The organism is Providencia rettgeri (assembly GCF_001874625.1).
Taxonomy (GTDB): domain Bacteria; phylum Pseudomonadota; class Gammaproteobacteria; order Enterobacterales; family Enterobacteriaceae; genus Providencia; species Providencia huashanensis.
This window is the reverse complement of the sequence record NZ_CP017671.1, coordinates 1,208,963-1,235,186: the sequence shown is the minus strand read 5'-3', so window position 1 is coordinate 1,235,186 and position 26,224 is coordinate 1,208,963. Positions and strand designations below refer to the sequence as shown.

21 protein-coding genes and 7 tRNA genes are annotated in these 26,224 nt (G+C 40.4%); 17 read left to right on the top strand and 11 right to left on the bottom strand.

The window, feature by feature from the left end; genetic code table 11:
* Positions 1–21: 21 nt before the first annotated feature.
* The 7 genes from RB151_RS05515 to nagE all read right to left on the bottom strand — a co-directional run bounded on the left by RB151_RS05515 (position 22) and on the right by nagE (position 8,691).
* Positions 22–579 carry a glycerol-3-phosphate responsive antiterminator gene (locus tag RB151_RS05515; RefSeq protein ID WP_042848322.1) on the bottom strand — a complete coding sequence of 186 codons (558 nt, stop codon included), beginning with the start codon at positions 577–579 and terminating at the stop codon, positions 22–24.
* Positions 580–592: 13 nt separating this feature from the next.
* Positions 593–1,387, bottom strand: a complete 795-nt coding sequence (locus RB151_RS05510) for a class I fructose-bisphosphate aldolase (RefSeq protein ID WP_042848324.1) — start codon at positions 1,385–1,387, stop codon at positions 593–595.
* A gap of 616 nt (positions 1,388–2,003) precedes the next feature.
* Entirely contained in the window at positions 2,004–3,671 is a 1,668-nt protein-coding gene (gene glnS / locus RB151_RS05505; protein WP_042848325.1) for a glutamine--tRNA ligase, read from the bottom strand.
* Between the two features lie 164 nt (positions 3,672–3,835).
* Positions 3,836–4,651, bottom strand: coding sequence for a sulfite exporter TauE/SafE family protein (locus RB151_RS05500; protein ID WP_080750932.1), 816 nt, complete (start codon positions 4,649–4,651; stop codon positions 3,836–3,838).
* 175 nt (positions 4,652–4,826) lie between these two features.
* Positions 4,827–5,084 (bottom strand): colicin E3-like toxin immunity protein, encoded by a 258-nt coding sequence (locus RB151_RS05495; protein ID WP_042848329.1) that lies wholly within the window; start codon positions 5,082–5,084, stop codon positions 4,827–4,829.
* Between the two features lie 13 nt (positions 5,085–5,097).
* Positions 5,098–6,456, bottom strand: a complete 1,359-nt coding sequence (locus RB151_RS23575; protein WP_225832868.1) for a colicin E3/pyocin S6 family cytotoxin — start codon at positions 6,454–6,456, stop codon at positions 5,098–5,100.
* 207 nt (positions 6,457–6,663) lie between these two features.
* Positions 6,664–8,691 (bottom strand): N-acetylglucosamine-specific PTS transporter subunit IIBC, encoded by a 2,028-nt coding sequence (gene nagE, locus RB151_RS05485; RefSeq protein ID WP_042848330.1) that lies wholly within the window; start codon positions 8,689–8,691, stop codon positions 6,664–6,666.
* Positions 8,692–9,107: 416 nt separating this feature from the next.
* Between nagE and nagB the strand changes: the two genes are divergently transcribed.
* The 11 genes from nagB to RB151_RS05430 all read left to right on the top strand — a co-directional run bounded on the left by nagB (position 9,108) and on the right by RB151_RS05430 (position 15,409).
* Positions 9,108–9,911, top strand: coding sequence for a glucosamine-6-phosphate deaminase (gene nagB, locus RB151_RS05480; RefSeq protein ID WP_042848332.1), 804 nt, complete (start codon positions 9,108–9,110; stop codon positions 9,909–9,911).
* A gap of 76 nt (positions 9,912–9,987) precedes the next feature.
* Complete coding sequence (gene nagA, locus RB151_RS05475) at positions 9,988–11,151, top strand: N-acetylglucosamine-6-phosphate deacetylase (RefSeq protein WP_042848333.1); 1,164 nt, start codon at positions 9,988–9,990, stop codon at positions 11,149–11,151.
* Positions 11,152–11,162: 11 nt separating this feature from the next.
* Positions 11,163–12,386, top strand: coding sequence for a DNA-binding transcriptional regulator NagC (nagC, locus tag RB151_RS05470; protein ID WP_042848335.1), 1,224 nt, complete (start codon positions 11,163–11,165; stop codon positions 12,384–12,386).
* Positions 12,387–12,760: 374 nt separating this feature from the next.
* Positions 12,761–12,837, top strand: a tRNA-Met gene (locus RB151_RS05465).
* Positions 12,838–12,843: 6 nt separating this feature from the next.
* Positions 12,844–12,928 (top strand) — tRNA-Leu (locus tag RB151_RS05460).
* Between the two features lie 31 nt (positions 12,929–12,959).
* Positions 12,960–13,034 (top strand) — tRNA-Gln (locus RB151_RS05455).
* A 31-nt stretch (positions 13,035–13,065) separates the two neighbouring features.
* Positions 13,066–13,140, top strand: a tRNA-Gln gene (locus tag RB151_RS05450).
* Between the two features lie 51 nt (positions 13,141–13,191).
* Positions 13,192–13,268, top strand: a tRNA-Met gene (locus tag RB151_RS05445).
* A gap of 6 nt (positions 13,269–13,274) precedes the next feature.
* A tRNA-Leu gene (locus tag RB151_RS05440) sits at positions 13,275–13,359 on the top strand.
* A 31-nt stretch (positions 13,360–13,390) separates the two neighbouring features.
* Positions 13,391–13,465, top strand: a tRNA-Gln gene (locus RB151_RS05435).
* 567 nt (positions 13,466–14,032) lie between these two features.
* Positions 14,033–15,409: a dicarboxylate/amino acid:cation symporter gene (locus RB151_RS05430; RefSeq protein ID WP_071547829.1), complete on the top strand. Its 1,377-nt coding sequence runs from the start codon at positions 14,033–14,035 to the stop codon at positions 15,407–15,409.
* A gap of 52 nt (positions 15,410–15,461) precedes the next feature.
* Here the strand turns inward: RB151_RS05430 and ubiF are convergent, their stop codons facing one another.
* Positions 15,462–16,649, bottom strand: coding sequence for a 3-demethoxyubiquinol 3-hydroxylase (ubiF, locus tag RB151_RS05425; RefSeq protein ID WP_042848339.1), 1,188 nt, complete (start codon positions 16,647–16,649; stop codon positions 15,462–15,464).
* 444 nt (positions 16,650–17,093) lie between these two features.
* Here ubiF and miaB point away from each other — a divergent pair, with 444 nt between their 5' ends.
* The 5 genes from miaB to lnt all read left to right on the top strand — a co-directional run bounded on the left by miaB (position 17,094) and on the right by lnt (position 22,754).
* The gene (gene miaB, locus RB151_RS05420; RefSeq protein WP_042848340.1) at positions 17,094–18,524 is read left to right on the top strand and encodes a tRNA (N6-isopentenyl adenosine(37)-C2)-methylthiotransferase MiaB; all 1,431 of its coding nucleotides are present in this window, start codon (positions 17,094–17,096) and stop codon (positions 18,522–18,524) included.
* A gap of 44 nt (positions 18,525–18,568) precedes the next feature.
* Entirely contained in the window at positions 18,569–19,621 is a 1,053-nt protein-coding gene (locus RB151_RS05415; RefSeq protein ID WP_042848420.1) for a PhoH family protein, read from the top strand.
* Entirely contained in the window at positions 19,622–20,095 is a 474-nt protein-coding gene (ybeY, locus tag RB151_RS05410; protein ID WP_042848341.1) for an rRNA maturation RNase YbeY, read from the top strand. It abuts the gene before it with no gap.
* A 242-nt stretch (positions 20,096–20,337) separates the two neighbouring features.
* The gene (gene corC / locus RB151_RS05405; RefSeq protein ID WP_042848343.1) at positions 20,338–21,222 is read left to right on the top strand and encodes a CNNM family magnesium/cobalt transport protein CorC; all 885 of its coding nucleotides are present in this window, start codon (positions 20,338–20,340) and stop codon (positions 21,220–21,222) included.
* Positions 21,222–22,754, top strand: coding sequence for an apolipoprotein N-acyltransferase (lnt, locus tag RB151_RS05400; RefSeq protein WP_048606359.1), 1,533 nt, complete (start codon positions 21,222–21,224; stop codon positions 22,752–22,754). Before corC ends, lnt begins: the two co-directional genes overlap by 1 nt.
* A gap of 49 nt (positions 22,755–22,803) precedes the next feature.
* Here the strand turns inward: lnt and RB151_RS05395 are convergent, their stop codons facing one another.
* A complete protein-coding gene (locus RB151_RS05395; RefSeq protein ID WP_042848345.1) occupies positions 22,804–23,727 on the bottom strand; it encodes a sugar kinase in 924 nt (307 codons plus the stop codon).
* Entirely contained in the window at positions 23,727–24,746 is a 1,020-nt protein-coding gene (locus RB151_RS05390; RefSeq protein ID WP_042848346.1) for an SPFH domain-containing protein, read from the bottom strand. Before RB151_RS05390 ends, RB151_RS05395 begins: the two co-directional genes overlap by 1 nt.
* Positions 24,747–24,897: 151 nt before the next feature.
* On the opposite strand from RB151_RS05390, the gene RB151_RS05385 reads away from it, so the two are divergent.
* Positions 24,898–25,611, top strand: coding sequence for an NUDIX hydrolase (locus tag RB151_RS05385; protein ID WP_042848348.1), 714 nt, complete (start codon positions 24,898–24,900; stop codon positions 25,609–25,611).
* Positions 25,612–25,659: 48 nt separating this feature from the next.
* On the opposite strand, the gene RB151_RS05380 is transcribed toward RB151_RS05385, so the two are convergent.
* Positions 25,660–26,187, bottom strand: coding sequence for a hypothetical protein (locus RB151_RS05380; RefSeq protein WP_048606353.1), 528 nt, complete (start codon positions 26,185–26,187; stop codon positions 25,660–25,662).
* Positions 26,188–26,224: the final 37 nt, after the last annotated feature.

The window sequence follows — 26,224 nt, the reverse complement described above, 5'->3', positions numbered from 1 at the left end:
TCGGATTTTTATAATTGTTGTTTACCAAAGGGTATGTTCACTGGTTGTAATTCCGTTAAAGCCGGTATAGAAAATTTTATCGACAATATATTTTCTTTTTACAAATCCACCTGCAATGAATGGTTTATTACTTTGATTAAAGCTTCTTTTTAATAAATCAAAACAACTACAGGCATATTCAGCTGGTAATAATTCAATAGCATCAACATCAACTGAATTGTTTTTAACCATATTACTTGCTTGCTCTAATGAACGAGAATCCACTAGTAATACTCTGAATATTGTGTCTAACCCTTCTTTTTTTGCATAACGTAGAGCTGTAAAATTTGAAGAAATAACACCGTCAACTTTATAAAAGTTTTTAAGCACCGTAATACCTGATTGGTCAGGTTTAAATCCACCTAATAATTCTAAATGGACTAAAACTTTTTTCCCTGCCTTATGGCATTTTCCAATCATAGATTGCAAATTACCAATATCGGCATCTGGTAATAAAATATATTCAGAACGACAATTTAATGCCTTCTCAAAATATTTGTAATTTCTGACTGATGGAATAACGGTGTTATTTAAATTCATTATTTAATTCCAATTATTTTGTATTTTGATATAGAGCATAAGCTTCTTCAGGTGATGCCCCTTGGTGAATAATGGCATTTAAACCTGCAACCATTGCGATAGGTTTAGGGTCTTGTGTAATGTTACGCCCAACCGCAACACCTTTAGCCCCCATATTCATGCAATGCTCTACAAATTTAAAGTAGCCAAGTGTATCTGTTTTTGGTCCACCCAAAGCTAAAACAGGGACCATCGAAGCTTCAACAATCAGATAGTCGTCTTCGGTACCTGAAAAACGCGTTTTGATCACATCTGCACCCAGCTCTACGGCAATACGGGCGGCATCCGCAATAACTTTGGCTTCATTGGATTCTGGACTAGTCACTGGGTAACCATAAGGCAATGATTCTACAATGAAAGGCATATTCCATTGTTCTGCTTCTTTTACCAATCTAGCGACCATAGCGTGGGTTTTTTCTTCATTAAATGCGCCAGGAAAGGTCATACAAACCATGCCATCAGCATCTATTTTTAGTGCGTCCTCTGTCGTAAATACCTGTTGCGTGTCAGGTACACTGTTATCATATACATTCACCGTTGAATCAACACGCAGCACAATCGAAATGTCTTTAAACTCCTTCTGGTAATTCCTTGCCATACCGTAAGTTACCAGCGCACAATCCAACCCATTAGCGACTAATTCTGGCATTTGTTTTATTGTATTATCGATACCTTCTGTTTTTGTCGAGAAAAAATAACCATCTAATGCTAGCGTAACGGATTTCCCATCCTGAGCAAAAATCTTAGATAAACGACGTTGTTTTGACATAATATTTCCTTAGAATAAAAACAAAAAAAGCCCTCAGAGATCTGATTAAGATCTCTGAGGGCTTTCAGTTCACTGACCCTGTTATTTATATTTTTAATTATTAAAACCAAGTAATAGATTATTTGATCTTTTTTAAAAATATAAATTTAATTTATATTTAACCTAACTAATGGTTTTTCAATTTAACCTGAAAAAACATTAGTTATTAAGATTAATAAAAACAAATTAATCACTTTGTGTGTTATATATCTTTATTAATCTTAACTGGAGTATATCTTTATCATACAATCTTTCAAACTGTCTAACCGATTTTATTGTTTTGTGATTTAAATCCCGTAATCAATTTTTGATTTCAGTATTTTCAGATATTATTGGTTAATAACAACAAGAAACCATAATTAATTTAGCGTAGTTCTTTCTATACAGCAATAAACCACTTTATTTACAAGGGTAATAACTGATTAAATAACCTCATTTTCTGTTGATTATTTTTTATTATTCTCTATTCAATATCACAGAGAAAACAAAAAATCCCCCCTAGAAATATACATATGTATGTGACTAGGGTTAGAGGGTAAAGCCAATGCACCTAATGTGCATTGGCTTACAACATTTTTTAGTTGGACTCTATTTTAGCCCAAGTATCACGCAACCCTACCGTCCTATTAAAGACCAAGTTATCCGCGCTACTTAAACGGTTATCTGCACAAAAATACCCTTCACGCTCAAACTGATATGCTTTTTCAGGGGCTGCATCTTTTAAGCTTGGTTCAACAAACCCTTGGCGAATAACCAATGACTCTGGGTTGATTACCGACAGGAAATCCTCTTCTGCACCCGGGTTTGGTACTGTAAATAAGCGGTCGTACAAACGAATTTCCGCTGGCAGTGCGTGTGCTACGCTAACCCAGTGAATAACCCCTCTGACTTTACGCCCATCCGCAGGGTCTTTATTTAATGTACCTGCATCGTAGGTACAATAAATAGTCGTGATATTGCCCTCTGCGTCTTTCTCAACACGCTCAGCTTTGATGATATAAGCGTTACGTAAGCGAACTTCTTTACCTAAAACTAAACGTTTATATTGACGATTTGCTTCCTCGCGGAAATCTGCACGGTCAATATAAATTTCATTGCTAAATGGCACTTGGCGAGTGCCCATCTCAGGTTTATTTGGGTGATTTGGTGCCGTTAAGATTTCTTCACCAGCAGGCATGTTTTCAATCACCACACGCACTGGATCAATAACCGCCATTGCACGCGGAGCTGACTCATTCAGGTCATCACGAATACAGGACTCTAATGATGCCATTTCAACGTTGTTGTCTTGCTTAGTGACACCAATACGTTGGCAGAACTCGCGGATAGAAGCAGCGGTATAACCACGACGGCGCAAACCTGAAATGGTTAACATGCGTGGATCGTCCCAACCATTGACATGTTTTTCTGTCACTAATTGGTTCAGTTTACGCTTAGACATCACCGTATATTCCAAATTCAGACGAGAAAACTCGTACTGACGTGGATGACAATCAATCGTGATGTTATCTAATACCCAATCATATAAACGACGGTTATCTTGGAACTCAAGTGTACATAAAGAATGTGTAATACCTTCTAACGCATCAGAAATACAATGTGTGAAGTCATACATCGGATAAATGCACCACTTATTACCAGATTGGTGATGTTCCGCAAACTTAATACGATATAAAACCGGGTCGCGCATCACCATAAATGGGGATGCCATGTCAATTTTAGCACGTAAACACGCTTTACCTTCCTCAAAGCCACCTGCACGCATTTTTTCAAATAATGCTAAGTTATCTTCAATTAAACGCTCACGGTATGGACTGTTTTTACCCGGCTCTTTCAAAGTCCCGCGATATTCACGGATTTCGTCAGGGCTGAGCTCATCAACATAAGCAAGGCCTTTGTTGATCAGTTCAATTGCGTATTGATACAAAGTATCAAAATAATCAGAGGAATAACGAACATTCCCCGTCCATTCAAAACCTAGCCATTTAACGTCTTCTTGAATGGAGTTAACGTATTCGACATCTTCTTTTACAGGGTTGGTATCATCAAAACGTAAATTACATTGTCCCTGATAGTCCTTAGCAATGCCAAAATTCAAGCAGATTGATTTCGCATGACCAATATGTAAATAGCCATTCGGTTCTGGTGGAAAACGTGTATGCACTGATGTGTGTTTTCCGCTCGCCAGATCTTCATCTATGATCTGACGGATAAAATTTGTTGGGCGAGCATCTGCCTCATTCATTGTCATCATTCCTCAATGCCAAAAGCGCGCTAAAAGCGTGTAGTATCTGAATATATTCTATCATAATCAATCAGGAAACAACCGTTTGATTGCGCTTAGCCACCAAAAGGTGCAACAAACTGGAATTTAGGGCAAAAAACTCCCGACATCAGCCCAATTCATTTTTAAGTGAACAACATCACCATTAACACCACTAGCAATAATAGCGGATAACTTTGTGCATGACGTTTATCACTAAGATAAGGCATTAGTAAACCAGCAAAGCGAATTCCCAGCCATGACGCTGCGATTAAAATCAATGCACCTTTAATGTAGATCATCCCAAGGAAACCCGCGCCAAGGTCAATGTGTTGGTCGATAGCAAAAAAGAAGTACGTCAATGTTCCTGTAATCGCCATTGGTAATGTCAATGGATTGGCAAATGCAGCCGCTTGGATCATACTCGCGCCTCTACGTCGCATTAAAGGGACTGTCATCACGCTCCCACCGACCCCAAGAAATGCAGCCACAGCACCAATCACCACCCCAATGGGGGTATCTGCAAAAATGCCCCCTTGTGATGCGGTTACACCATTTGCCTGTGTATTCATAAAACCAGGGCGGATAAAGCAATCTAAAATAGTAATGACTAAGTAACCTATAAATATCCAACGGATCAACGCACTATCTATTGATAGCGCCACTATTGCCCCAAAAATTCCACCAATTGAAATAGGGATAACAAAGGGACGTATAATCGGCCAACTCAGGTTGCCTTTAAGGTAATGAGTACGGCTAGAAAGCGCCGATGAAAAGATCATTACACAGGTTGATGTTGCTACCGCAATTTGCATTGCTACACTGCTTGCCTCGCTTTGCGGCCCCCACACTAAAGTAATCAAAGCATATAACAGTGGAACCGTAATAAAACCGCCACCAAAACCGAATAATGCCGTTGTTATTCCTGAAATAAATCCAAACAAACACAGTAGCCAATCCACAGATAAGTCCTCATGAGTCATTGAAAAGTTATCTTATCGATGAAAAAAGCCCCTTGCTTATGCAAATTAGACAACCTAGTTTGAGATTTCGCCAATATGATTAACACTACTTGATGAATACAAATAAAGGGAGCTCAACTCCCTTTATTTAACATCATTCAAACATGAATAATAATTACCATTCGTCCCGATAATCAAATGAAACTTGATACACAAATTTATCTAAATCAATTTGATGAATGACATGACTTTGAATTTCAATTACCCATTCTTTTTGCAAATCAAATACTCCGTTGTTAATAATATTTTCATCTTTAGGAGCAATTGTTTTATCTATCAGAAAATCATCATCTCCAAAATCTTCTGAATATTCTTCACCCATAAATTCACCAGTTTGCTTATCAAACCATTGAGTATGTAGTTTTAATCCCATTGTTTATTCCTCTTCATAGATATTTTTTTATATTACGTTTAGGATCTGCTGGTTTCAATTGTTTACCACTTTTTGGATCGAATGCACCTATATGCTGCCCATCACTACCTCTATATCCCTCCAATTCTCCATGTTGAGAATCCCACTCATAGATTTTACGCCCTTTGTCACCAACCCACCGATTACGCCGTCCCCCACCACCTTGTTTTGGCGTTTTTCCTTGCACTGGCTTTAATTCACCTAAGCCTTTTATTTCATCAACTTTAGGTGCAGGATGATAAGAATGACCTTTTTCTTTAACACCTTTTCTTTCATCATCTTTTCCCTTCCCTTTATTTTTCTTACCGCCTTTGCTTGCCGCAATATAAATTGGCTTGACACCGATGTTCTCAGAAAAAACAATAATAAAAGGAGATTGCGGGTTAGAACTTGAATTTATAACGGAAGTTGGAAAAGAAGGTGAACTAATCGGGATGCCTGAAGGCCGTTGAATATCATATATTTCACCAGGTAACGATTTCAATCTCTTCGGGTTAGGTAAGGGAGTACCTGTGAAAACCTCAGGTTTTCCTATCTGTATATATCTATCTTTTTGTTCATTTGGCAGTGAATAACTAAAAAGCCCTTTTTGTTCAGTGGGGATTGCTGGTATAACTCGAGTCTCGACTGGTGAATTTGTTGGTGTTAATTCAATAATTTTTTGTCCATTACTTATATGCTCTGTAGGAACGGCATAAGTTTCAACAATGCCCTTGTTACGACTCACCTCTCTTAATATTCGTTCCTCTGGTACTCTTAATTGTTCCCCAACGGGTGTCCTTGCTGTATTTGTATTCCTTGTTAAATAATCAAAATCATGTTTTGAAAAGCCATGTAATGTATCTATTCCGGGTGCACCCGCTGGTGGCGAATATGTTAGTAATCCAATACCTAATCCCACCGACCGCCCAATAACAGTACCTAGAGGGTCACTGTTAGAAAGAGGGGTGACACCGAGTTTGAAAGTACTGACTGGTGCAGCATGGCTGATTATTAGAGGGGACGGTTTTAAGGTTGATAAAGAAGCATTTAATGCTGAAGTAAGTACAGGAGGAATTGTTACTGCTTGATTATCAAAAATTTTATATCTTAGGCTGTCTGTTACTGACTCATATATTTTTATTTTACTTTTAAAATCCTCCCTGAGCATAGATAGTGTTTGTGCAAATGTTTTTATATATATTTTTTGTGCTTCTAAAAAATCACCTCGCCTAAATGCATCCATCATCTGTTTAGCACGCTTATCATATGTCAGAAAAGGGCAATCTTGTTCCCCACACCTAGGGCAAAGGTTACACTTCAATATGTTCATGATGTCATCATTTTGCTGCATAGATGTTCCTTATCAAAAGAGTGTGTTATCCCAAACACTGCCCACAAAGCTAACAATTAATTATATTTTCTTTATACACTGGACTCAATTGATACTGATTATCATTATTTGTTATGCCCTATATGATTATCTTTTTCTTATTTAAACTGCATAAACAAAGAGGGTGGCCTAAGCCACCCTCTTACTCACTTATAATATTAAACTGAATTATTTCAGAACATTATAAATAACGGTTTCACCTGCTTTCACGTCACCTTCAACTAAAATTTCGATGCCAGCAAAATCATCGATATTGCTGATGATAACTGGGCTAATCATTGATTTAGCATTAGCTTCAAGGAACGGTAAATCTAATTTCAGGATAGGTGTACCCGCAGTCACTTCTGCACCTTCTTCCACTAAACGAGCACAACCTTCGCCTTTCAGTGCAACCGTATCAATCCCCATATGAACGATGAGTTCGACACCGTTTTCTGTTTCAAGGCAGAATGCGTGGTTAGTTTCGAAAATTTTCACCACCGTACCTGATGCCGGCGCTAACACTTCGCTGCTTGTTGGTTTGATAGCAATACCATCACCCACAATGCGGCTAGAGAATGCTTCATCTGGTACGTCGTCAAGGGAGAAAACTTGACCACTTACTGGCGCAACTAAGGATAGAATCGCATTACCTTTTGCTTTCTCAGGCTCTGCGGCTTTTTTCTCTTCTGCCGCTGCAACTGGCGCAGAACCTGCAATTGGGCCTTTTGCAATCACTTCAGTCATTGCTTTTGCGACCAATTCAGCTCGAGTCCCCACAATCACTTGAACATTCTGTTTGCTTAAACGGATAACACCTGAAGCGCCCAAACGTTTGGTCATGGCATCATTAACAACTGCTGAATCTTTAACGCCTAAACGTAAACGCGTAATACAGGCATCAATACTGACGATATTGTCGCTACCACCTACTGCGGCAACATATTGGCGCGCTTCTTTTTGGATATCGCTGTCACTGCTATCAGCAGGGCTAATGCTTTCGTCATAACCGTCAATGGTTTCGTCACCCGCACTTTCTTCACGACCTGGCGTTAACAGGTTAAATTTGCGGATCATAAAGCGGAAAATGACATAGTAAATACAGAAGAATACTAAACCTTGGACAATCAACATATACCACTGAACAGCTAATGGGTTACGTGATTGCAACAGCATATCGACTAAACCTGCACTGAAACCGAACCCAGAAATCCACTCCATGGTGGCTGCGATATATACCGAAATCCCCGTTAATAATGCATGAACAACATACAGTATTGGCGCCACGAACATAAATGAGAATTCAAGAGGTTCAGTGATACCAGTAAAGAATGCCGCGAATGCACCCGCGATCATGATACCCGCTACTTTTGCTTTGTTTTCTGGACGTGCACAGTGGTAAATCGCTAATGCTGCACCCGGCAAACCGAACATCATGATTGGGAAGAAACCAGCTTGGTAGCGGCCAGTAATACCCACAGTTGCAAGACCTGCTTCAATAGACTTAGCACCGCCTAAGAAGTTTGGAATATCATTGATCCCTGCAACGTCAAACCAGAACACAGAGTTAAGTGCATGGTGCAAACCAACAGGAATTAATAAACGGTTGAAGAAGGCATAAATACCGGCACCAACTGAGCCTAAATCTTTAATGCTTTCACCGAAAGACACTAAACCGTTATACACCACCGGCCAAACATACATCAGTATGAAGGCTAAGATGATCATTAAGAAAGAAGTTAAAATCGGGACAAGGCGACGACCACTGAAAAACGACAATGCTTTCGGTAGCTCAACACCACTGTAACGATTGTACAATTCAGCAGACAGTACCCCAACTAAGATACCGACGAACTGGTTATTAATTTTACCAAATGCCGCAGGAACCGTTTCCAACGGAACATTCATAATCATGGAATAAGATGCAGGAGAACACAGTGTTGTCACCACTAAGAAGCCGACAAAACCGGTCAGTGCAGCTGCACCATCCTTATCTTTTGACATTCCATAAGCAACACCAATTGCAAACAGTACGGACATATTATCAATAATTGCCGCACCGGATTTAATCAGTAACGCCGCGATTGCACTATTCGCTCCCCAACCATCTGGGTCGATCCAATAGCCAATCCCCATAAGGATTGCTGCGGCTGGTAGTACAGCAACTGGCACCATAAGTGCCCTACCAATCCGCTGTAAGTAGCTAAGAATATTCACAAACTCCCCCTTTATCGCCCTATTTTTGCCCCATTTACGGGATCTTCTTGTTCACACACCTAAATCATAATTTAGGTTATTGAGAGTATCAATTTCATAGTCTAAATTAATTGTTTCGCGATGCAAAATAAATAGGTGTGATTTGTGATAAATGTCAACGAAAGAGTTCCTGATATGACTAAATTAGTAGCTATTATTGAAAACTTATTTTATTATTAAAAATAACTTATTTAAGCCATTAACCTGTATATTCTCAGCACACTTGAAACGATGTTATGAGATAAAAATAACATGGCAACCAAGTGATAACGCACAATAAATTTGAAGTATAACGAGTATTCCTATATCTAATGAATAACATCAGGGATACATATATACATGAAAGATTTCACAGACTTATTAGAGGTAATAGAGACATGAGGCTAATCCCACTTAACAATGCACATGATGTCGGAATCTGGTCCGCACAGTACATCGCTGATAAAATCAATGCATTCAATCCAACTGCAGAGAAACCTTTTGTACTTGGGTTGCCAACAGGTGGTACCCCCCTAGCAACATATAAGGCACTGATTGCTTTATACAAAGCGGGTAAAGTGAGTTTTAAGCACGTAGTAACATTCAATATGGATGAATATATTGGTATTCCAGCTAATCATCCTCAAAGCTACCATACCTTTATGCATGAAAATTTTTTCAATCATATTGATATCCAAGCTGAAAATATCAACTTACTTAATGGCAATGCCCCTGATGTTGATGCCGAATGTCAACGCTACGAAGATAAAATTAAATCTTTTGGTAAAATAAACCTGTTTATGGGCGGCGTTGGCAATGATGGCCACATTGCTTTTAATGAACCCGGTTCATCTTTGAATTCTCGCACGCGAATTAAAACGTTAACACCAGAAACTCGCCAAGCAAATTCGCGCTTTTTTGACAATGATATTAACCAAGTACCTAAGTTTGCATTAACCGTAGGTGTTGCCACATTAATGGATGCCCAAGAACTGATGGTCTTAGCTACTGGTGCCAATAAAGCGAATGCCGTACACGCTGCCGTTGAGGGCTCTGTTAACCATATGTGGACAATCAGTTGTGTGCAAATGCACCCGAAAGCACTGATTGTTTGTGATGAACCCGCAACACTCGAATTGAAAGTCAAAACACTTAAATATTTCAAACAGCTAGAATCTGAAATTCTTGAGAAGTTTAACTAAGATTATATTTATCAATCACCCGATCAGCGAAAGCTGGTCGGTGACCCAAATCCCCAGAGGTCAGGAGTTTTAAGCCATGTATGCACTAACTAATTGCATTATTTATACAGGTCATGAAAGACTGGATAACCATGCTGTCATCATTGATGGTGAAATCATCAAGGATGTTTGTCCTGTCGCTGAACTGCCTGCCAATATTCCACAGCATGATTTACAAGGGGCTATTCTCTCCCCTGGTTTTATTGACTTGCAGGTCAATGGCTGTGGCGGTGTTCAATTCAATGATAATAAAGAAAATGTTACATTGAAAAACTTGGATATCATGCAAAAAGCCAACGAGCGCACAGGCTGCACAAGTTATTTACCGACATTGATCACTTGTTCCGATGAGCTAATGAAACATGGCGTTGAAGTCATGACTGAATACTTAAAAGAACATAAAAACCAAGCGCTTGGGCTTCATTTAGAAGGCCCTTACATTAATGTCATCAAAAAAGGCACACATAACCCCGAGTTTATTCGTCAACCAACAGCACAAATGATTGATTACTTAGCTTCTCACGCAGACGCTATCACTAAAATCACCTTAGCACCTGAAATGGTTGAACAGGGTTATATCCGTCAATTAAAAAACGCGGGTATCGTTATTTCAGCAGGGCACTCTAATGCCACATATGAAGAAGCCAGACTGGGCTTTAAAGCGGGTATAAATTTCTCAACCCACCTTTTCAATGCTATGCCATATATTTCAGGCCGAGGACCAGGGTTAGTCGGTGCCATTTATGACACACCGGAAGTGTATGCTGGAATTATTGCTGACGGTTTACATGTACAATGGGCAAATATTCGCAACAGTAAGCATTTAAAAGGTGATAAATTAATTTTAGTCACAGATGCAACTGCACCAGCAGGGATTGATCCGCAAACTGGTGAAATGGATCATTTTATCTTTGCAGGTAAAACCATATACTACCGTAATGGATTATGTGTGGATGAAAATGGCACACTCAGCGGTTCATCACTGACTATGATTGATGCAGTCAAAAACAGTGTAGAACACGTCGGCATTGCATTGGATGAAACACTTAGAATGGCAACGCTCTACCCCGCAAGAGCCATTGGAGTTGATAACACCTTAGGGTCGATTGCTCCTGGTAAAATTGCGAATTTGACCGCGTTTAACCACGACTTCAACGTCCTCGCAACCTACGTTAACGGAGACGAAGTCTACAAAAAATGAGTAACTAGCTAATGAATCAAAGCCACTCGCTAAAGCAAATTGGTAATATTGATCTCGTCAAACAATTAAATAGTGCCGTCGTTTATAGCTTGATTGACCAACAAGGTCCGATATCAAGAATTCAAATAGCGGAGCAAAGCCAGCTTGCCCCAGCCAGTGTGACTAAGATCACTCGCCAACTACTCGAACGTGGTTTAATCAAGGAAGTTGACCAGCAGGCCTCCACTGGGGGCCGCCGTGCCATTTCAATTGTTTCTGAACATAAAAATTTCCATACTATTGGTGTCCGTTTAGGGCGCTATGATGCCACCATAGCCTTATACGACTTAGGTGGTAAAATGATTATTGATGGTCATTATCCTATTACAGCGCCTTCTCAGCAGGCTGTCGAAGAAAAGTTAATTGCTGCCCTTGAAGACTTTATTGATAAAAACCATCGTCGCCTTAAAGAGTTAATCGCAATTTCTGTTATCCTTCCGGGGTTGGTTAACCCTCACAGCGGTATTGTCTATTACATGCCGCATATTAAAGTTGATAACTGGCACCTTATTGATAATTTACAATCACATTTTAATATCACTTGCTATGCTGGCCACGATATTCGCAGCCTAGCCCTTGCTGAGAGCTATTTTGGTGCAACCCGTGATTGTGAGGACTCACTTCTAGTACGTATCCACAGAGGCGCTGGAGCAGGCTTAGTTATTAACAAAGAAATCCTGCTCAATCACCGTGGGAACTTAGGGGAGATTGGTCACATCCAAGTAGACCCACTGGGTGAACTATGCCACTGTGGTAATTTTGGTTGCTTAGAAACCATTGCCTCAAACCAAGCTATCGAAGCCCGCGTAAGACAGCGCCTAGAACAAGGTTATTCAAGTTCTCTGACCGCAGAAACCTGTACAATTTCTCATATCTGCCAAGCGGCCAACAAAAGTGACCCGCTAGCGACTGAAGTCATCCAACATGTCGGTCGTCAGATCGGTAAAGCCATTGCTATTTCAATAAACCTCTTCAACCCTGAAAAAGTGGTTATTGCAGGTGACATCACAGAAGCCGAATTGGTTCTTATTCCGGCGATCCAAAGCTGCATTGACACTCAAGCCCTTAAAGGTTTTAGAGAAAACTTACCTATTGTCACATCACAACTTGTCCATAACTCAGCAATAGGCGCATTTGCCCTCACCAAACGAGCTATGCTTAATGGTGAGTTACTGCAAAAATTATTTGAAAATTAATTTCTCCGTTTATTTTTCATAAAAGCAGGTTTTATGCCTGCTTTTTTGTTTTCCCCTAACGCGAAAACTCAGCAATTCATTGGATTGATTAAACTTAAATAACTTAAATTTTAAAGCTGGGTTCCACTCTGTTTTCACTAAGTATACGTTTTCAACGCTGCTATCATTCGAATAATTCCCCTTCCATCTTGATCCTCCCGAAAAAGATTTTTTCAAATATGGGCTTGTTTTTTGCTGGCTTTATCGACAAAATGATTATTCATCAGACAAACAGACGCATTTTCTGAAAAATAGTGCAAAAAGCTGTTGACTGTCGTGTCTGTAATTAGCATAATGCGCCCCGCAACGCCGACGAAGGTTATGCAAAAAAAGATGGCTATGTAGCTCAGCTGGTTAGAGCACAACACTCATAATGTTGGGGTCACAGGTTCGAATCCCGTCATAGCCACCATTATTTGCGGGAGTGGCGAAATTGGTAGACGCACCAGATTTAGGTTCTGGCGCCGCAAGGTGTGCAAGTTCAAGTCTTGTCTCCCGCACCATTTTCCTTCTCGGTAGCATTGAATTTAAGATTGGGGTATCGCCAAGCGGTAAGGCACCAGGTTTTGATCCTGGCATTCCCAGGTTCGAATCCTGGTACCCCAGCCATCTTAATACAATCTGTAGTAGAATTCCCGGATGGGGTATCGCCAAGCGGTAAGGCACCAGGTTTTGATCCTGGCATTCCCAGGTTCGAATCCTGGTACCCCAGCCATCTACTATCCTATCTAGATTGTCAAAAACTTCATTTTGAAAAACATAAAATGGCTATGTAGCTCAGCTGGTTAGAGCACAACACTCATAATGTTGGGGTCACAGGTTCGAATCCCGTCATAGCCACCATTGTTTGCGGGAGTGGCGAAATTGGTAGACGCACCAGATTTAGGTTCTGGCGCCGCAAGGTGTGCAAGTTCAAGTCTTGTCTCCCGCACCATCTACCTTCTTGGTAGAACAAAATTTAAGATTGGGGTATCGCCAAGCGGTAAGGCACCAGGTTTTGATCCTGGCATTCCCAGGTTCGAATCCTGGTACCCCAGCCATCTTTCTTCACTTCCTTCTTTCATTTTTCCTATCTCAGTTTACTGATTGATTTTCTCCTATAATATCAACGCGATGCCATGCTATTTTGGTTTATTATTTTTATTAAAAACTTAAATAGAAACAATTTGGCATTCCACGAATAAATCCATACATCTCTCTCTACACGCGCTATTTTTATAAATTTTCCATATTTTCATGCTGGTTATTAGCTGAAAAATTTCTTTTCATTGCCTGCCTTTTACAAATCATCATTATCCGACAAATAACAAATTTAGTTCCTTACAGTTAAAATAGGTCAACATTTGACGCATAAAATTTACCTTTGTTTAACTTTTATATCAGATATGTGACTTAAGTCATTTTTTATTAACCAGTGAAAGTGGTAATCTTCCGACGAATTGTAGTTAGGTGTGATTAATGGCGGGTAAGATCCTTTCTAGCTGCGGTCATTAGTACATTCAATCCCATCTTCCATTCCAATTGATTAGCTCTCAAAAACTCTAATAAAAGTTTTAAAACCTAATAATTATAAATTGCCAAACGTAACATTTTTACAGAGAAAATTTATGCGAAACATGATAAAGCAACCAATATATAAGATTTTATATGTTCAAGTGATCGTAGCCATCTTGCTCGGTATTGCACTTGGTCACTTTTTCCCTGAGGCCGGAGAATCATTAAAACCACTTGGTGATGGGTTCATCAAAATCGTAAAAATGATCATCGCACCTGTCATCTTTTTAACCGTAGTAACCGGTATTTCAGGGATGTCTAATATGAAAGCGGTCGGCAGTGTCGCAGGTAAAGCTATGCTGTACTTTCTGACTTTCTCAACCATTGCATTATTTATCGGCCTTATTGTCGCGAATGTCATCCGCCCAGGTTCTGGGCTTAATATCGACCCAGCAACGCTCGATAGCACAAAAGTTGCTAGCTATGTCGAAAAAGCCCATGAGTCTTCCATTGTTGGCTTTTTGATGAACATCATTCCAGATACGGTCATTAGCCCATTAGTGAATGGTAATATCCTACAAGTCTTATTTATTGCGATTATTTTCGGGTTAGCATTAGCCGCAACAGGTAAACATGGTGAGCCAATAGTTAAATTGCTGCAAAACTTTTCTGAACCTGTGTTCAAAATGGTTGCGATGCTAATGAAACTAGCACCTATCGGGGCATTTGGGGCAATGGCATTTACCATTGGTAAATATGGTATTTCATCTATCGGTAACTTAATGATGCTGATAGTAACTTTCTACATTACCTCCCTGCTCTTTGTCTTAGTTGTTCTTGGCGCTGTCGCAAAATACAACGGCTTCTCAATCATCGAACTCATTAAATACATCAAGGATGAACTTTGGCTCGTTTTAGGGACTTCTTCTTCTGAAGCTGCACTACCAAGTTTGATGAGAAAAATGGAACGGGCTGGCTGTGAAAAATCAGTTGTAGGTTTAGTTATCCCAACAGGTTATTCATTCAACCTTGATGGTACCAATATCTATATGACCATGGCTGCACTGTTTATTGCCCAAGCCACTAATATTGAACTCACAATTTGGCAGCAACTTTCTATACTGCTTGTCGCAATGATCAGCTCAAAAGGAGCTGCAGGTGTGACTGGCGCAGGGTTTATTACTCTCGCAGCAACATTAATGGTAGTACCAAGCATCCCTGTTGCAGGTATGGCATTAATCCTCGGTATCGACCGTTTTATGTCAGAATGCCGTGCTTTAACTAATTTAGTTGGTAACGCATGCGCCTGTATTGTCGTCGCCCGTTGGGAAAAAGAATTAGATACCGAAAAGTTAGCACATGCATTTTCAGATAAAAATGCGACATTTGACCCAGAGGTAACTGAAGGTGATAGCATTATCAATATCAATAAATCAAATGATATACAACCTATTGATCTAGTTAACAATAAACCACATTTATTACCTTAAATAAAATAGGCCGCTGGTAGCGGCCTATTTTATTGTCCATTTCACATCAACGTTATAACCCTAAGGCATATTTCAATGCCAGTTTTTTAGCTTCTCCAGCGCGCTGAGCTGCCATTAACCCGAGGTTTCTTAACATTTTCAACCCCGGTAAACTTTCACTAAATGCCATATAGAAAACATCCATCCCTGCTTGCATAACTAAGTTGTCAGGTAAACGACGACGCTGATAACGTTTTAATACCTCAATGGAGCACCAAGGCTGTAGATATTCACGTGCATAAATGACTTCTTTTAACAACGCATCTACATCACGGTACCCAAGATTGACGCCTTGCCCCGCTAATGGATTAATGGTGTGCGCCGCATCGCCAATCAGTGCTAGACCATCAAGAACATAGCGGTTCGCGTGATGACGTGTTAATGGGAAAGCCCCTGAAGCCACTGCGGTTATTGGCCCTAAACGTTCAGGGAAGGCCTCTGAAACCGCCCCTGTTAACTGTTCCATCGACATCCCTTGCAGACGCCTAATTTTGTCAGGGCTATCATACCAAACCAAAGAAGCCCAGTGATCATATAAAGGCAAGAATGCTCTAGGGCCCGATGGAAAAAACTGTTGCCATGTTTTATCTTGCTGAGGTTGCTGTGTTTGAATAGTAATTAACATACATGATTGGCGATATTGCCAACCACGGTTGCCAATCCCCGCCATTTTACGCACTTGGGAGTTAGCGCCATCGGCTCCCACAACAAGTTGCGCTTCTATAGTTCGGTTATCATCTAATTCAATACACCACGTTTTTTGGTTCTGAGGCCGATATAAATTAACCAACTGCGCAGGGCAAACCAATTCTAAATTGTCGTATTTTTCACACTCACGCCATAGTGCAAGTTGCAGTACGCGGTTTTCAACCATAAACCCGAGTTCTGGCAACCCAAGGCTTTGAGCGTCAAAAAGAACATTGCTACCCGGTTCTTCCCATGTTTCTAGCTGCCTGTAAGGGGCACTCCTCATGGCCTCTACATGCTGCCAAGCACCTAATTGTTGCAATAATTCAACGGATGCACGGCTAATCGCAGAAATACGGACATCAGGTGCGCTTTGTGGATCGAATGCCGCTGGTTTTGCCTTTTCAAGCAAAGCGACTCGCATGCCTTCTTGGGCAAAGCCCAATGCTGCCGCGGCACCCGTCATACCGGCTCCCACCACGACAACATCATAAGATTCGATTAATTTATTCATCACATTAGCTACACTATTCATTGTTTGATGGGATTATTATTTGATTAAGCTATTGTACCCAATATTTGCGGCTCTCACAGAAAATATCCATGTTAGAAACCCATAAGAGTGCTACATTGAGTGAATACCGCGACGCCATAAGTGGCCTGTTTTGCTTAAAAGCCGTTAATTTGCATAAAAATTAACCACAAATACTCAACATCCTCTAGTCACTGATGCCTCAAATGAATACAATACGCCCTAACTTTAAAACAATAGGCAAATTGCCTGCCCTTAAATTTGGTGTAGTGATATTATTTTAAATATCTTTGCATTTATCCCATCATACAATGATGTTCTTCATCAAAATGCATGCAAGTTCCCAAAAAGAGGGTAGGACTTTGGATTTACAACGCGTTTCGAGGTCCATTACACTAGCCGCTTCGAAAACACCGGATATACGACATGTCGACGAATAAAAAGCTATACATTAAAACTTGGGGTTGCCAAATGAATGAGTATGACTCATCCAAAATGGTTTCTTTATTGGAAAACACCCATGGTTACCAACTCACTGAAGTTGCAGAAGAAGCTGATTTATTACTGCTAAATACCTGCTCAATTCGTGAAAAAGCGCAAGAAAAGGTTTTCCATCAACTCGGGCGTTGGAAAACGTTTAAGGATAAAAACCCAGATATCATTATTGGTGTCGGCGGTTGCGTAGCCTCACAAGAAGGGGACTTTATCCGTCAGCGTGCACCAAGTGTTGATATTGTTTTCGGTCCACAGACCTTACACCGCTTGCCTGAAATGATTAATCAGGTGCAAGGTACCCGTAGCCCTGTGATTGATATCAGTTTCCCTGAAATTGAAAAGTTTGATCGCTTACCTGAACCACGAGCAGAAGGCCCAAGCGCATTCGTTTCAATTATGGAAGGCTGTAATAAATATTGTACTTTCTGCGTAGTGCCTTATACACGAGGCGAAGAAGTTAGCCGCCCTTGTGATGATATTTTATTTGAAATAGCACAATTAGCAGCACAAGGTGTCCGTGAAGTTAACTTGTTAGGGCAAAACGTTAACGCTTATCGTGGTGAAACCTTTGATGGTGAAATTTGCTCATTTGCCGAATTATTACGCCTCGTTGCTGCTATCGATGGGATTGACCGTGTACGCTTTACAACCAGTCATCCAATTGAATTTACAGATGATATCATTGAAGTATACCGTGATACCCCTGAATTGGTGAGCTATTTACACCTTCCAGTGCAAAGTGGTTCTGACCGTATTCTTACCATGATGAAACGGGCTCATACCGCACTAGAATATAAAGCCATTATTCGCAAACTGCGTGAAGCTCGCCCTGGTATTCTTATTAGTTCAGATTTTATTGTTGGCTTCCCTGGCGAAACTAACGATGATTTTGAAAAAACCATGAAGTTAATCGCTGATGTGGATTTTGATATGAGTTTTAGCTTTGTTTACTCAGCGCGTCCCGGTACACCTGCGGCCGACCTTCCAGATGATGTCAGTGAAGATGAGAAAAAACAGCGTCTATACTTATTACAGCAGCGCATTAACCAACAAGCCATGAGCTTTAGCCGTGCCATGTTAGGCTCTGTACAACGCATCTTAGTGGAAGGCCCTTCACGTAAGAGCCTCATGGAACTTTCTGGCCGTACCGAAAATAACCGCGTTGTGAATTTTGAAGGCACACCGGATATGATTGGTAAATTTGTGGATGTAGAAATCGTGGACGTCTATGCAAACTCCCTACGCGGCAAAGTGATCCGCACAGAGGAGCAAATGGATCTTCGTGTTCACGAATCCCCTGCATCTGTCATTGCACGTACTCGTAAAGAAGATGAGCTAGGTGTTGGCAACTATCAACCCTAAGTAATAATCTAACGATAGGATATTCAGTGACCGATACAACAACTTTGCAAATCGCAACACAAGAAATCTTTCTAGAACCCGCAGATAACCAGCGTTTAATGAGCCTCTGCGGGCCATTTGATGACAATATTAAGCAACTTGAACGCCGTCTTGCCATCGAAATTAACCGACGCGATAACCGTTTTAAAATATCGGGCAAACCACTTAATGTACAAGCGGCAAGTAAAATTTTACGCCAGCTGTATGTGGATACCTCCCCTGTGCGCGGTGTTATTCCGGATATAGACCCTGAAAACATTCACTTAGCGATACTCGATAGCCGTGTCTTAGAGCAATCCGCTGACAGCGTGCCAGACTACGGTAAGGCCGTGAATATCAAAACAAAACGTGGTGTAATCAAGCCTCGTACACCAAACCAAGCGCAATATATCGCAAATATTTTAGACCATGATATTACGTTTGGGATTGGCCCTGCTGGGACAGGGAAAACATACTTAGCTGTTGCCGCTGCTGTTGATGCACTAGAGCGCCAAGAAGTTCGCCGAATATTGCTAACTCGTCCAGCTGTTGAGGCTGGTGAGAAGCTCGGTTTCTTACCGGGGGATCTAAGCCAAAAAGTTGACCCTTATCTTCGCCCCCTTTATGACGCCTTATTTGAAATGTTAGGCTTTGAAAAAGTTGAAAAACTGATTGAGCGAAACGTGATTGAAGTTGCGCCATTGGCGTATATGCGCGGCCGCACATTAAATGATGCTTTTATTATTTTAGATGAAAGCCAAAACACGACCATCGAACAGATGAAAATGTTTTTGACGCGTATTGGGTTTAATTCCAAAGCGGTGGTAACAGGGGATATTACCCAAGTTGACTTACCGCGCGGCAGTAAATCGGGTTTACGTCACGCCATAGAAGTCCTTTCTGGGGTTGATGATTTAAGCTTTAATTTTTTCCACAGTGAAGACGTTGTTCGTCACCCAGTAGTGGCTAAAGTTGTTATGGCTTATGAAGCATGGGAAGAGCAAGACAATAAGCGCCGCCAGCAGTTACGTGAAGAAAAAGAACGACAACAGCAATTTGAAAAGCAGGAAAACCAATAAATGAGTGGCATCGATATTATTCTCGATTTACAAATTGCATGTGAAAATCCGGACGGCTTACCCTCTGAAGCTTTATTTGAACGCTGGTTAGCCGCAGTACTGCCTAAATTTCAAGCGCAAAGTGAAGTCACCATTCGCATTGTAGACGAAGCGGAAAGCCATCATTTAAACTTAACCTACCGAGGAAAAGATAAGCCCACAAATGTATTATCTTTTCCTTTTGAAGCACCGCCGGAAATTGAGCTGCCATTATTAGGCGATTTAATTATTTGTCGTCAAGTTGTTGAGCAAGAAGCGATTGAACAACAAAAAAGTGCTGAAGAGCACTGGGCACATATGGTGATCCACGGTTGCTTACATCTACTAGGTTATGACCATATTGAAGATGATGAAGCTGAAGAAATGGAAAGCTTAGAAACTGAAATCTTAGCAGAATTAGGTTATGACGACCCCTATCTTGCAGAGAAAGCATGATCTAACTATAATTTTTCTAGTTATCTTTTATAAAAAAGCATTATTTTACAAAAAACTGACGGTAATTATGAGGATAAACCGTCAGTTTTATGCTAAAAAAGAATCAAGCAAGTTGTTTTTATTAACTAACCTAGCTCTAAATACTTTAACTTGTGCTATTAAACCCATAGCCGAGTACAGCTAACAGCGCTGTAGTTCAAAGTATGTCGAGTATTTTATTGAGGAATACAAAATTAACCGCCATGAGCGACGATAACTCTTCGAGTAGCGATAACCCTGGTCCTAAGAAAGGGTTTTTTGCACTATTAAATCACCTGTTCCACGGTGAACCTAAAAATCGTGATGACTTAGTCGAATTAATCCGCGACTCTGAACAAAACGATTTGATTGATCCTGATACCCGCGAAATGCTTGAAGGGGTAATGGACATTGCGGATCAACGCGTACGCGATATTATGATCCCGCGTTCCCAAATTGTTACCTTAAAACGTAATCAAACGCTTGATGAGTGCCTTGATGTCATTATTGATTCAGCCCACTCACGCTTCCCTGTTATTAGTGAAGATAAAGACCACATAGAAGGTTTATTAATGGCAAAAGATTTGCTGCCATTTATGCGCACTGACGCAGAACCTTTTAGTATCGATAAAGTCTTACGTCAAGCAGTTGTTGTACCTGAAAGTAAGCGAGTAGACAGGCTACTCAAAGAGTTCCGCTCTCAACGCTACCATATGGCTATCGTCATTGACGAGTTTGGTGGTGTGTCAGGGCTTGTTACCATTGAAGACATTTTAGAGCTTATTGTTGGCGAAATCGAAGACGAATATGACGACCAAGATGACGTTGATATCCGTCAACTCAGTCGGCATTCTTATTCTGTCCGCGCGCTGACGCAGATAGAAGACTTCAATGATGCTTTTAATACTCAATTTAGTGATGAAGAAGTTGATACCGTGGGCGGTTTAGTTATGCAAGCCTTTGGTCACTTACCTTCCCGTGGTGAAGTTATCACTATAGACAATTACCAATTTAAAGTTGCCATGGCAGACAGTCGTCGAATTCTTCTGCTTCACGTGAAAATTCCAGATGACGCGCCAGTTCCGACTTTGGAAGAAGAACAGACTTAATGAATTCAACGTCTATTTATCAAAGTCAGCGGTTACGGTTACTGCTGGCTTTACTATTTGGAGCCAGTGGAACACTGGCTTTTTCGCCTTTTGATATCTGGCCCGCTGCACTACTTTCTATTCTTTTCCTTCAATTACTCACCTTACAGCGGACGGTTAAGCAATCTTTTTCGATTGGCTTTGCTTGGGGGTTTGGTTTATTTGGTAGCGGTGTCAATTGGGTTTACGTGAGTATTGCTGACTTTGGTGGAATGCCTGGCCCTGTTAATGTACTTATCGTTATTCTTCTGGCGGCATATCTCTCTCTTTATACCGGTCTATTTGGGGCATTACTCACTAAATTTGCTCCCAGTGCCAATATCTGGCGTTTAGTCTTCCTTGCACCTGCACTTTGGCAGTTAACTGAATTCCTACGAGGTTGGGTATTAACTGGCTTCCCATGGCTCCAATTTGGTTATAGCCAAATTGATGGGCCAATGAAAGCATTAGCACCAGTTTTTGGTGTTGAAATGGTTACCTTGTTGCTATTTAGTATCAGTGGCCTATTAGTGCTAGCGATAATACGCCGCAGTTTTATGGCGTTAATAGCGGCTGCGGTTTTATTGTTTGCCCCCCTACTTGCCAAAAATATTCAATGGTTCACCCCTCTTGAAGCAAAAAAAATGCAAGTTGCTTTAGTACAAGGCAATATTCCCCAATCGATGAAATGGGAAGCCAGCTTTTTACAAAAGACCAAAGACACCTATATGGAGTTATCAAGGCCTTATATAGGTAAAGCTTCACTGATCATTTGGCCCGAATCTGCCGTCCCTTCCGTTGAACTCGATAACCAAGCTTGGTTAAAATCCCTCGATCAACTGCTGGCAGGCTCTAATACGCGCTTAATAACCGGAATTGTCGATGCAAGGCCAGCGAATGGTGAGTATGAATTTTTTAATACTATTATCGTATTAGGTGATAAAACGCCGTATCTTTATCCTTCTAAAAATCGTTATAACAAACACCATTTAGTTCCATTTGGCGAGTTTGTTCCCTTAGAGGATATACTACGCCCTATTGCCCCTTTCTTTAACTTACCTATGTCAGGTTTTAGCCGAGGTGATTATCAACAAGCTCAGCTAGCGGTAGGGAATATGCATCTTACAGCCGCAATTTGCTATGAGATAATCTTAGGTACGCAAGTTAGAGATAACTTTAAGCCAGATAGCGATTACTTACTTACCGTATCAAATGACGCATGGTTTGGAAAATCGATTGGCCCATGGCAGCATTTCCAAATGGCTCGAATGCGTTCGTTAGAGTTAGGTCGCCCATTACTACGCTCAACCAATAATGGAATTACTGCTGTGATCAGCGCTGACGGGACAATCCAAGATATACTGCCTCAGTTTAAAACAGCAGTACTTGCCACTGATGTCATCCCGACGACAGGGTTAACGCCTTATGCACGTTGGAGCAATTACCCAATGTGGGCCGCGGTTGTCATCTTTGGCTTACTAGGTTTCACAATGAACCGACGTAGAAAAATTTAATCTGTCATCAGCCTCAATAAGCAAAAATATTGAGGCTGATGAAACTAAACTAACCAACAAGTAACCCTCGTAAATCTGAGATTTTCACTGTAACAATACAGCCCGCATTAAACTGTAAAAAATCATCTTCTATTCCATCTGAGAAAATAACGCCATTATCAGGCATCAACGATTCAAGCATTAAAGGTGATTCTGTTTCTATCGTGCCAAACACCCATTTCGTGCCCGTTGTTTTACTTAAAAAAGGCTCCCTAACGCTAAATTGCAATTTATTGTCTCCCCAACCAAATCCATTAGAAAGGGGATGATGTGCCACGCCTGTAATCGCTTTAGCTCCAGCTAAAATAGATTGAAACCACCCCGTTGAACCCAACCCTGTTGAAACTATAATTCCAGAAGAAGATTGAAACTCTTTCTCCCCTTTCCAATTCAATAAATAACGCGCAGAGGTATGGCTTTTCGGGCCAATGAACAAGTCATTCACCGCTAATAATGATTGACCATCATTGGTTGTTGCTTGTGCAAAAGTAACTGTTTTTTGCTCTGCCTTGCCTTGTATTGTTTTTTGTACAACTTCCTTTAGTTGGCCTATTTCAAAAGGTAATAATTTGCCATCCCATCTCGCTGGGTCTGGGTTAATCGCAATAATAGGCTGCCCATTCAGGTACTTTAACGTATTGGCAACTAAGCCATCCTGCCCGATCACAACCACAATATCTTGCTTAGAAAATTGGTAACTGGGCAATAGTTTTCTTTCTAATAATTGAAACCTACCTAATGGTTTTAATATTGATTCAGCTTGGATTAATTGCCTCTGATAAAGATCATGCTCATTAAGATAATCATCAACTTCCACATGGTTATGCTCTAAATAGAATTTCGCTTGTGGCCATGTATTAAAGCGTTCAATCAATTCCTGTAAGCGCGTCTTACGTGTTACTAATACAAATCTAGCATTATCCATTCCTTCCATTACTTCCCTCCTTTTTTCATTAGTTGACCAAATAGATCAGGTGATAGATTAAGTTCCCCTATCTTCCCTGCATTTTGAGCCAGTGACTCAAAAGCCATTGCCATTAATTGTTCTGGGTTCATTTTTGCCAACGCTAGCGCTTTTAAATTTTCAACGGGTAACTGGCTATAGGCTTTCATTTTGGTTTCAATAGCATAAGCATCTGCTTCTGATTGAATACGCTGGTTTCCCACACTGAGTGTGACTAACTCTTGGCGCTTTGCCTCCGCACTAACTTGCGCAACCAACTCTTCTTGCTCTATTTCTGCTCGTTCACGTAATAGCTTACGTTCATTATCAAGGCGAGCTTCTTCAATTTGTTGTTCTTTTGCTTGAACAGATAAATCCGTTTCTAATTCCGCTTCTTTAATCGTTCTTTCTTGTTCAACAGAAAATTTGCGTCTTGCGTAAATAGCATCATCCGCTTCTTTTAGAATTGACTCCCTCGCTTGCGCCTCTAACGCTTTAAGAGTTTCAGGTGAAGGCGCTATTGCAGCAAAAGAGACGTCTAAAATTTCAAGGCCTAATGATTCAATTAGCGTTTGTTCTGCCAGTTGTTGAGTGACTAAAGTCACTAATGATTGGCTAATAAGTAATGCATCACGCAATGAAGTCGTTTGAATTCTGGCTTGGATAATAGTTTGCGCAGCCCTCACTACTCTATCACTCAATTTAAGTGGGTCTTCAGAAGCGTGATTTTTTCCATCTTTAGTTAAATTGAAATTTAATACATTTGCTGTTTTTTCTGGGTTCTTCACTTGAAATGAAATTTGCCCCTGAATGCGTAAACTTTGAAAATCCGCAGTTTGTAAATTAAAAATAAAAGGAGCTTCTTGAGCGCTTAACGGTAATGCCGCAATAGATGTCTTATCCGAGTTATACCAAAAACTAATCCCCTTTCCTTGCTTACGCACTTTCCCATTCACTGACTGAATAACAAATGTAGATGAGTCTGCTTTGAAATATTTAAAATTGAACATAGTCCACCTCTCATTAATGTCCTTATGACTTTAATTAATTATTGTCCTATAGACACAAACAAGTCAAGCATTAAATGTCTTAATGACATTAATTGGCTTTTAGCGTATGATAGCTCTATTGATTTGAGTGCAATTTAAAGTAGGTAACAATATGAATGAAAAAGAATTTTTAGCAGGATATAACAAAAATGAATATCTCTCACCACTGCTGACTGTTGATGCCGTCTTGTTCACATATCATGAAAACACACTCAAAGTCTTATTAGTCGAAAGGGCAAATTTCCCTGAAAAGGGGAAATGGGGGTTACCTGGTGGCTTCGTTGATGAACAAAATGATAAAACTATCGAAGAGACAATCCTACGTAAGCTAAAAGAAAAAACTGGGGTTATCCCGCCTTATGTTGAACAACTTTGTACGGTAGGTAATAAACAACGTGATCCTCGGGGTTGGTCTGTCACTGTCTGTTATACCGCTTTAATTGCTTATCAAGATTGTGAAGCTCATATTGAGACCGTCGAATCAGTAAAATGGGTATCTATTGATGACATCGCTACATTGCCTCTGGCATTTGACCATTTACAACTCTATCAACAGGCTCGTGAGCGCTTACAACAAAAATCACTTTATTCCATCGTACCCGGCTTTGCTTTACCTGACGTTTTTACACTGTCTGAATTGCAGCATGTCCATGAGGTTTTAATTGGTAAGACTTTGCAAAATAAGTCTTTTAGACGTCGTTTAGAACAAGCAGACTTGCTTATCGATACAGGGGAAAAACGCCATGAGCGCGGCCGACCAGCCAATTTATACCGCTTAAAACCCCAATCGGCTGAATACCGTTTTATTCGTAATTTAGAGTTTTAATCATGAGTACGCCTGATAAATAGCGATTATCAGGCGCAATGATAAAGGTCAGAGGCAAATAGCAGGAGTAACAATATAGGTAAAAATTAATTTATTGGATTTATAATAATTATGTGTGATCCCATCAGGGAACATTTCATGTAAAATTTTCATTCCTGCATCCTTACCGCAGTAATTTATATCTAAGACCTTACGCATGTTCTGCTGCCAGCTATTACTCTCTAGCACATTGTCAGGGATCCCTTTGATAGTATATTGATAAAACAACATGCCATTTTTTTCTGTCACCTCTGTTAATAATGTTACATCATCAATCAACATAGGTAATGACTTCGCCATTTCAGACAAAAAAATGCCACGCAGCATTGTCGGGTCATCATCTGACTTGGCATTAAATGCATTGATTTTATCTTCTGTCGAATTGCTTTTAATTTCATCAACGCGCTGTTTTAATTCTGAATTCGCAGTTGCTACAGAAGACGGCTCAGATTTTGCTTTTTCTTCCGTATCAGGCGAGCACCCAACCATTAATACTGCACCTAACAGTAAGCATACTGTTTTTTTGAACACTACCATCCCATCCACCTATTTTATTATTTATATAGCAGGATGA

What these genes read in the sequence shown, in the direction of transcription:
- RB151_RS23575 (WP_225832868.1), bottom strand. Translation starts at nt 6,456, where the DNA reads ATGCAGCAAAATGATGACATCATGAACATATTGAAGTGTAACCTTTGC.
- RB151_RS05390 (WP_042848346.1), bottom strand. Translation starts at nt 24,746, where the DNA reads ATGTTCAATTTTAAATATTTCAAAGCAGACTCATCTACATTTGTTATT.
- ybeY (WP_042848341.1), top strand. Translation starts at nt 19,622, where the DNA reads ATGAGTGGCATCGATATTATTCTCGATTTACAAATTGCATGTGAAAAT.
- glnS (WP_042848325.1), bottom strand. Translation starts at nt 3,671, where the DNA reads ATGAATGAGGCAGATGCTCGCCCAACAAATTTTATCCGTCAGATCATA.
- RB151_RS05515 (WP_042848322.1), bottom strand. Translation starts at nt 579, where the DNA reads ATGAATTTAAATAACACCGTTATTCCATCAGTCAGAAATTACAAATAT.
- corC (WP_042848343.1), top strand. Translation starts at nt 20,338, where the DNA reads ATGAGCGACGATAACTCTTCGAGTAGCGATAACCCTGGTCCTAAGAAA.
- nagA (WP_042848333.1), top strand. Translation starts at nt 9,988, where the DNA reads ATGTATGCACTAACTAATTGCATTATTTATACAGGTCATGAAAGACTG.
- miaB (WP_042848340.1), top strand. Translation starts at nt 17,094, where the DNA reads ATGTCGACGAATAAAAAGCTATACATTAAAACTTGGGGTTGCCAAATG.
- RB151_RS05385 (WP_042848348.1), top strand. Translation starts at nt 24,898, where the DNA reads ATGAATGAAAAAGAATTTTTAGCAGGATATAACAAAAATGAATATCTC.
- RB151_RS05510 (WP_042848324.1), bottom strand. Translation starts at nt 1,387, where the DNA reads ATGTCAAAACAACGTCGTTTATCTAAGATTTTTGCTCAGGATGGGAAA.
- ubiF (WP_042848339.1), bottom strand. Translation starts at nt 16,649, where the DNA reads ATGAATAAATTAATCGAATCTTATGATGTTGTCGTGGTGGGAGCCGGT.
- lnt (WP_048606359.1), top strand. Translation starts at nt 21,222, where the DNA reads ATGAATTCAACGTCTATTTATCAAAGTCAGCGGTTACGGTTACTGCTG.
- RB151_RS05395 (WP_042848345.1), bottom strand. Translation starts at nt 23,727, where the DNA reads ATGGAAGGAATGGATAATGCTAGATTTGTATTAGTAACACGTAAGACG.
- nagC (WP_042848335.1), top strand. Translation starts at nt 11,163, where the DNA reads ATGAATCAAAGCCACTCGCTAAAGCAAATTGGTAATATTGATCTCGTC.
- nagB (WP_042848332.1), top strand. Translation starts at nt 9,108, where the DNA reads ATGAGGCTAATCCCACTTAACAATGCACATGATGTCGGAATCTGGTCC.
- RB151_RS05430 (WP_071547829.1), top strand. Translation starts at nt 14,033, where the DNA reads ATGCGAAACATGATAAAGCAACCAATATATAAGATTTTATATGTTCAA.
- RB151_RS05495 (WP_042848329.1), bottom strand. Translation starts at nt 5,084, where the DNA reads ATGGGATTAAAACTACATACTCAATGGTTTGATAAGCAAACTGGTGAA.
- RB151_RS05380 (WP_048606353.1), bottom strand. Translation starts at nt 26,187, where the DNA reads ATGGTAGTGTTCAAAAAAACAGTATGCTTACTGTTAGGTGCAGTATTA.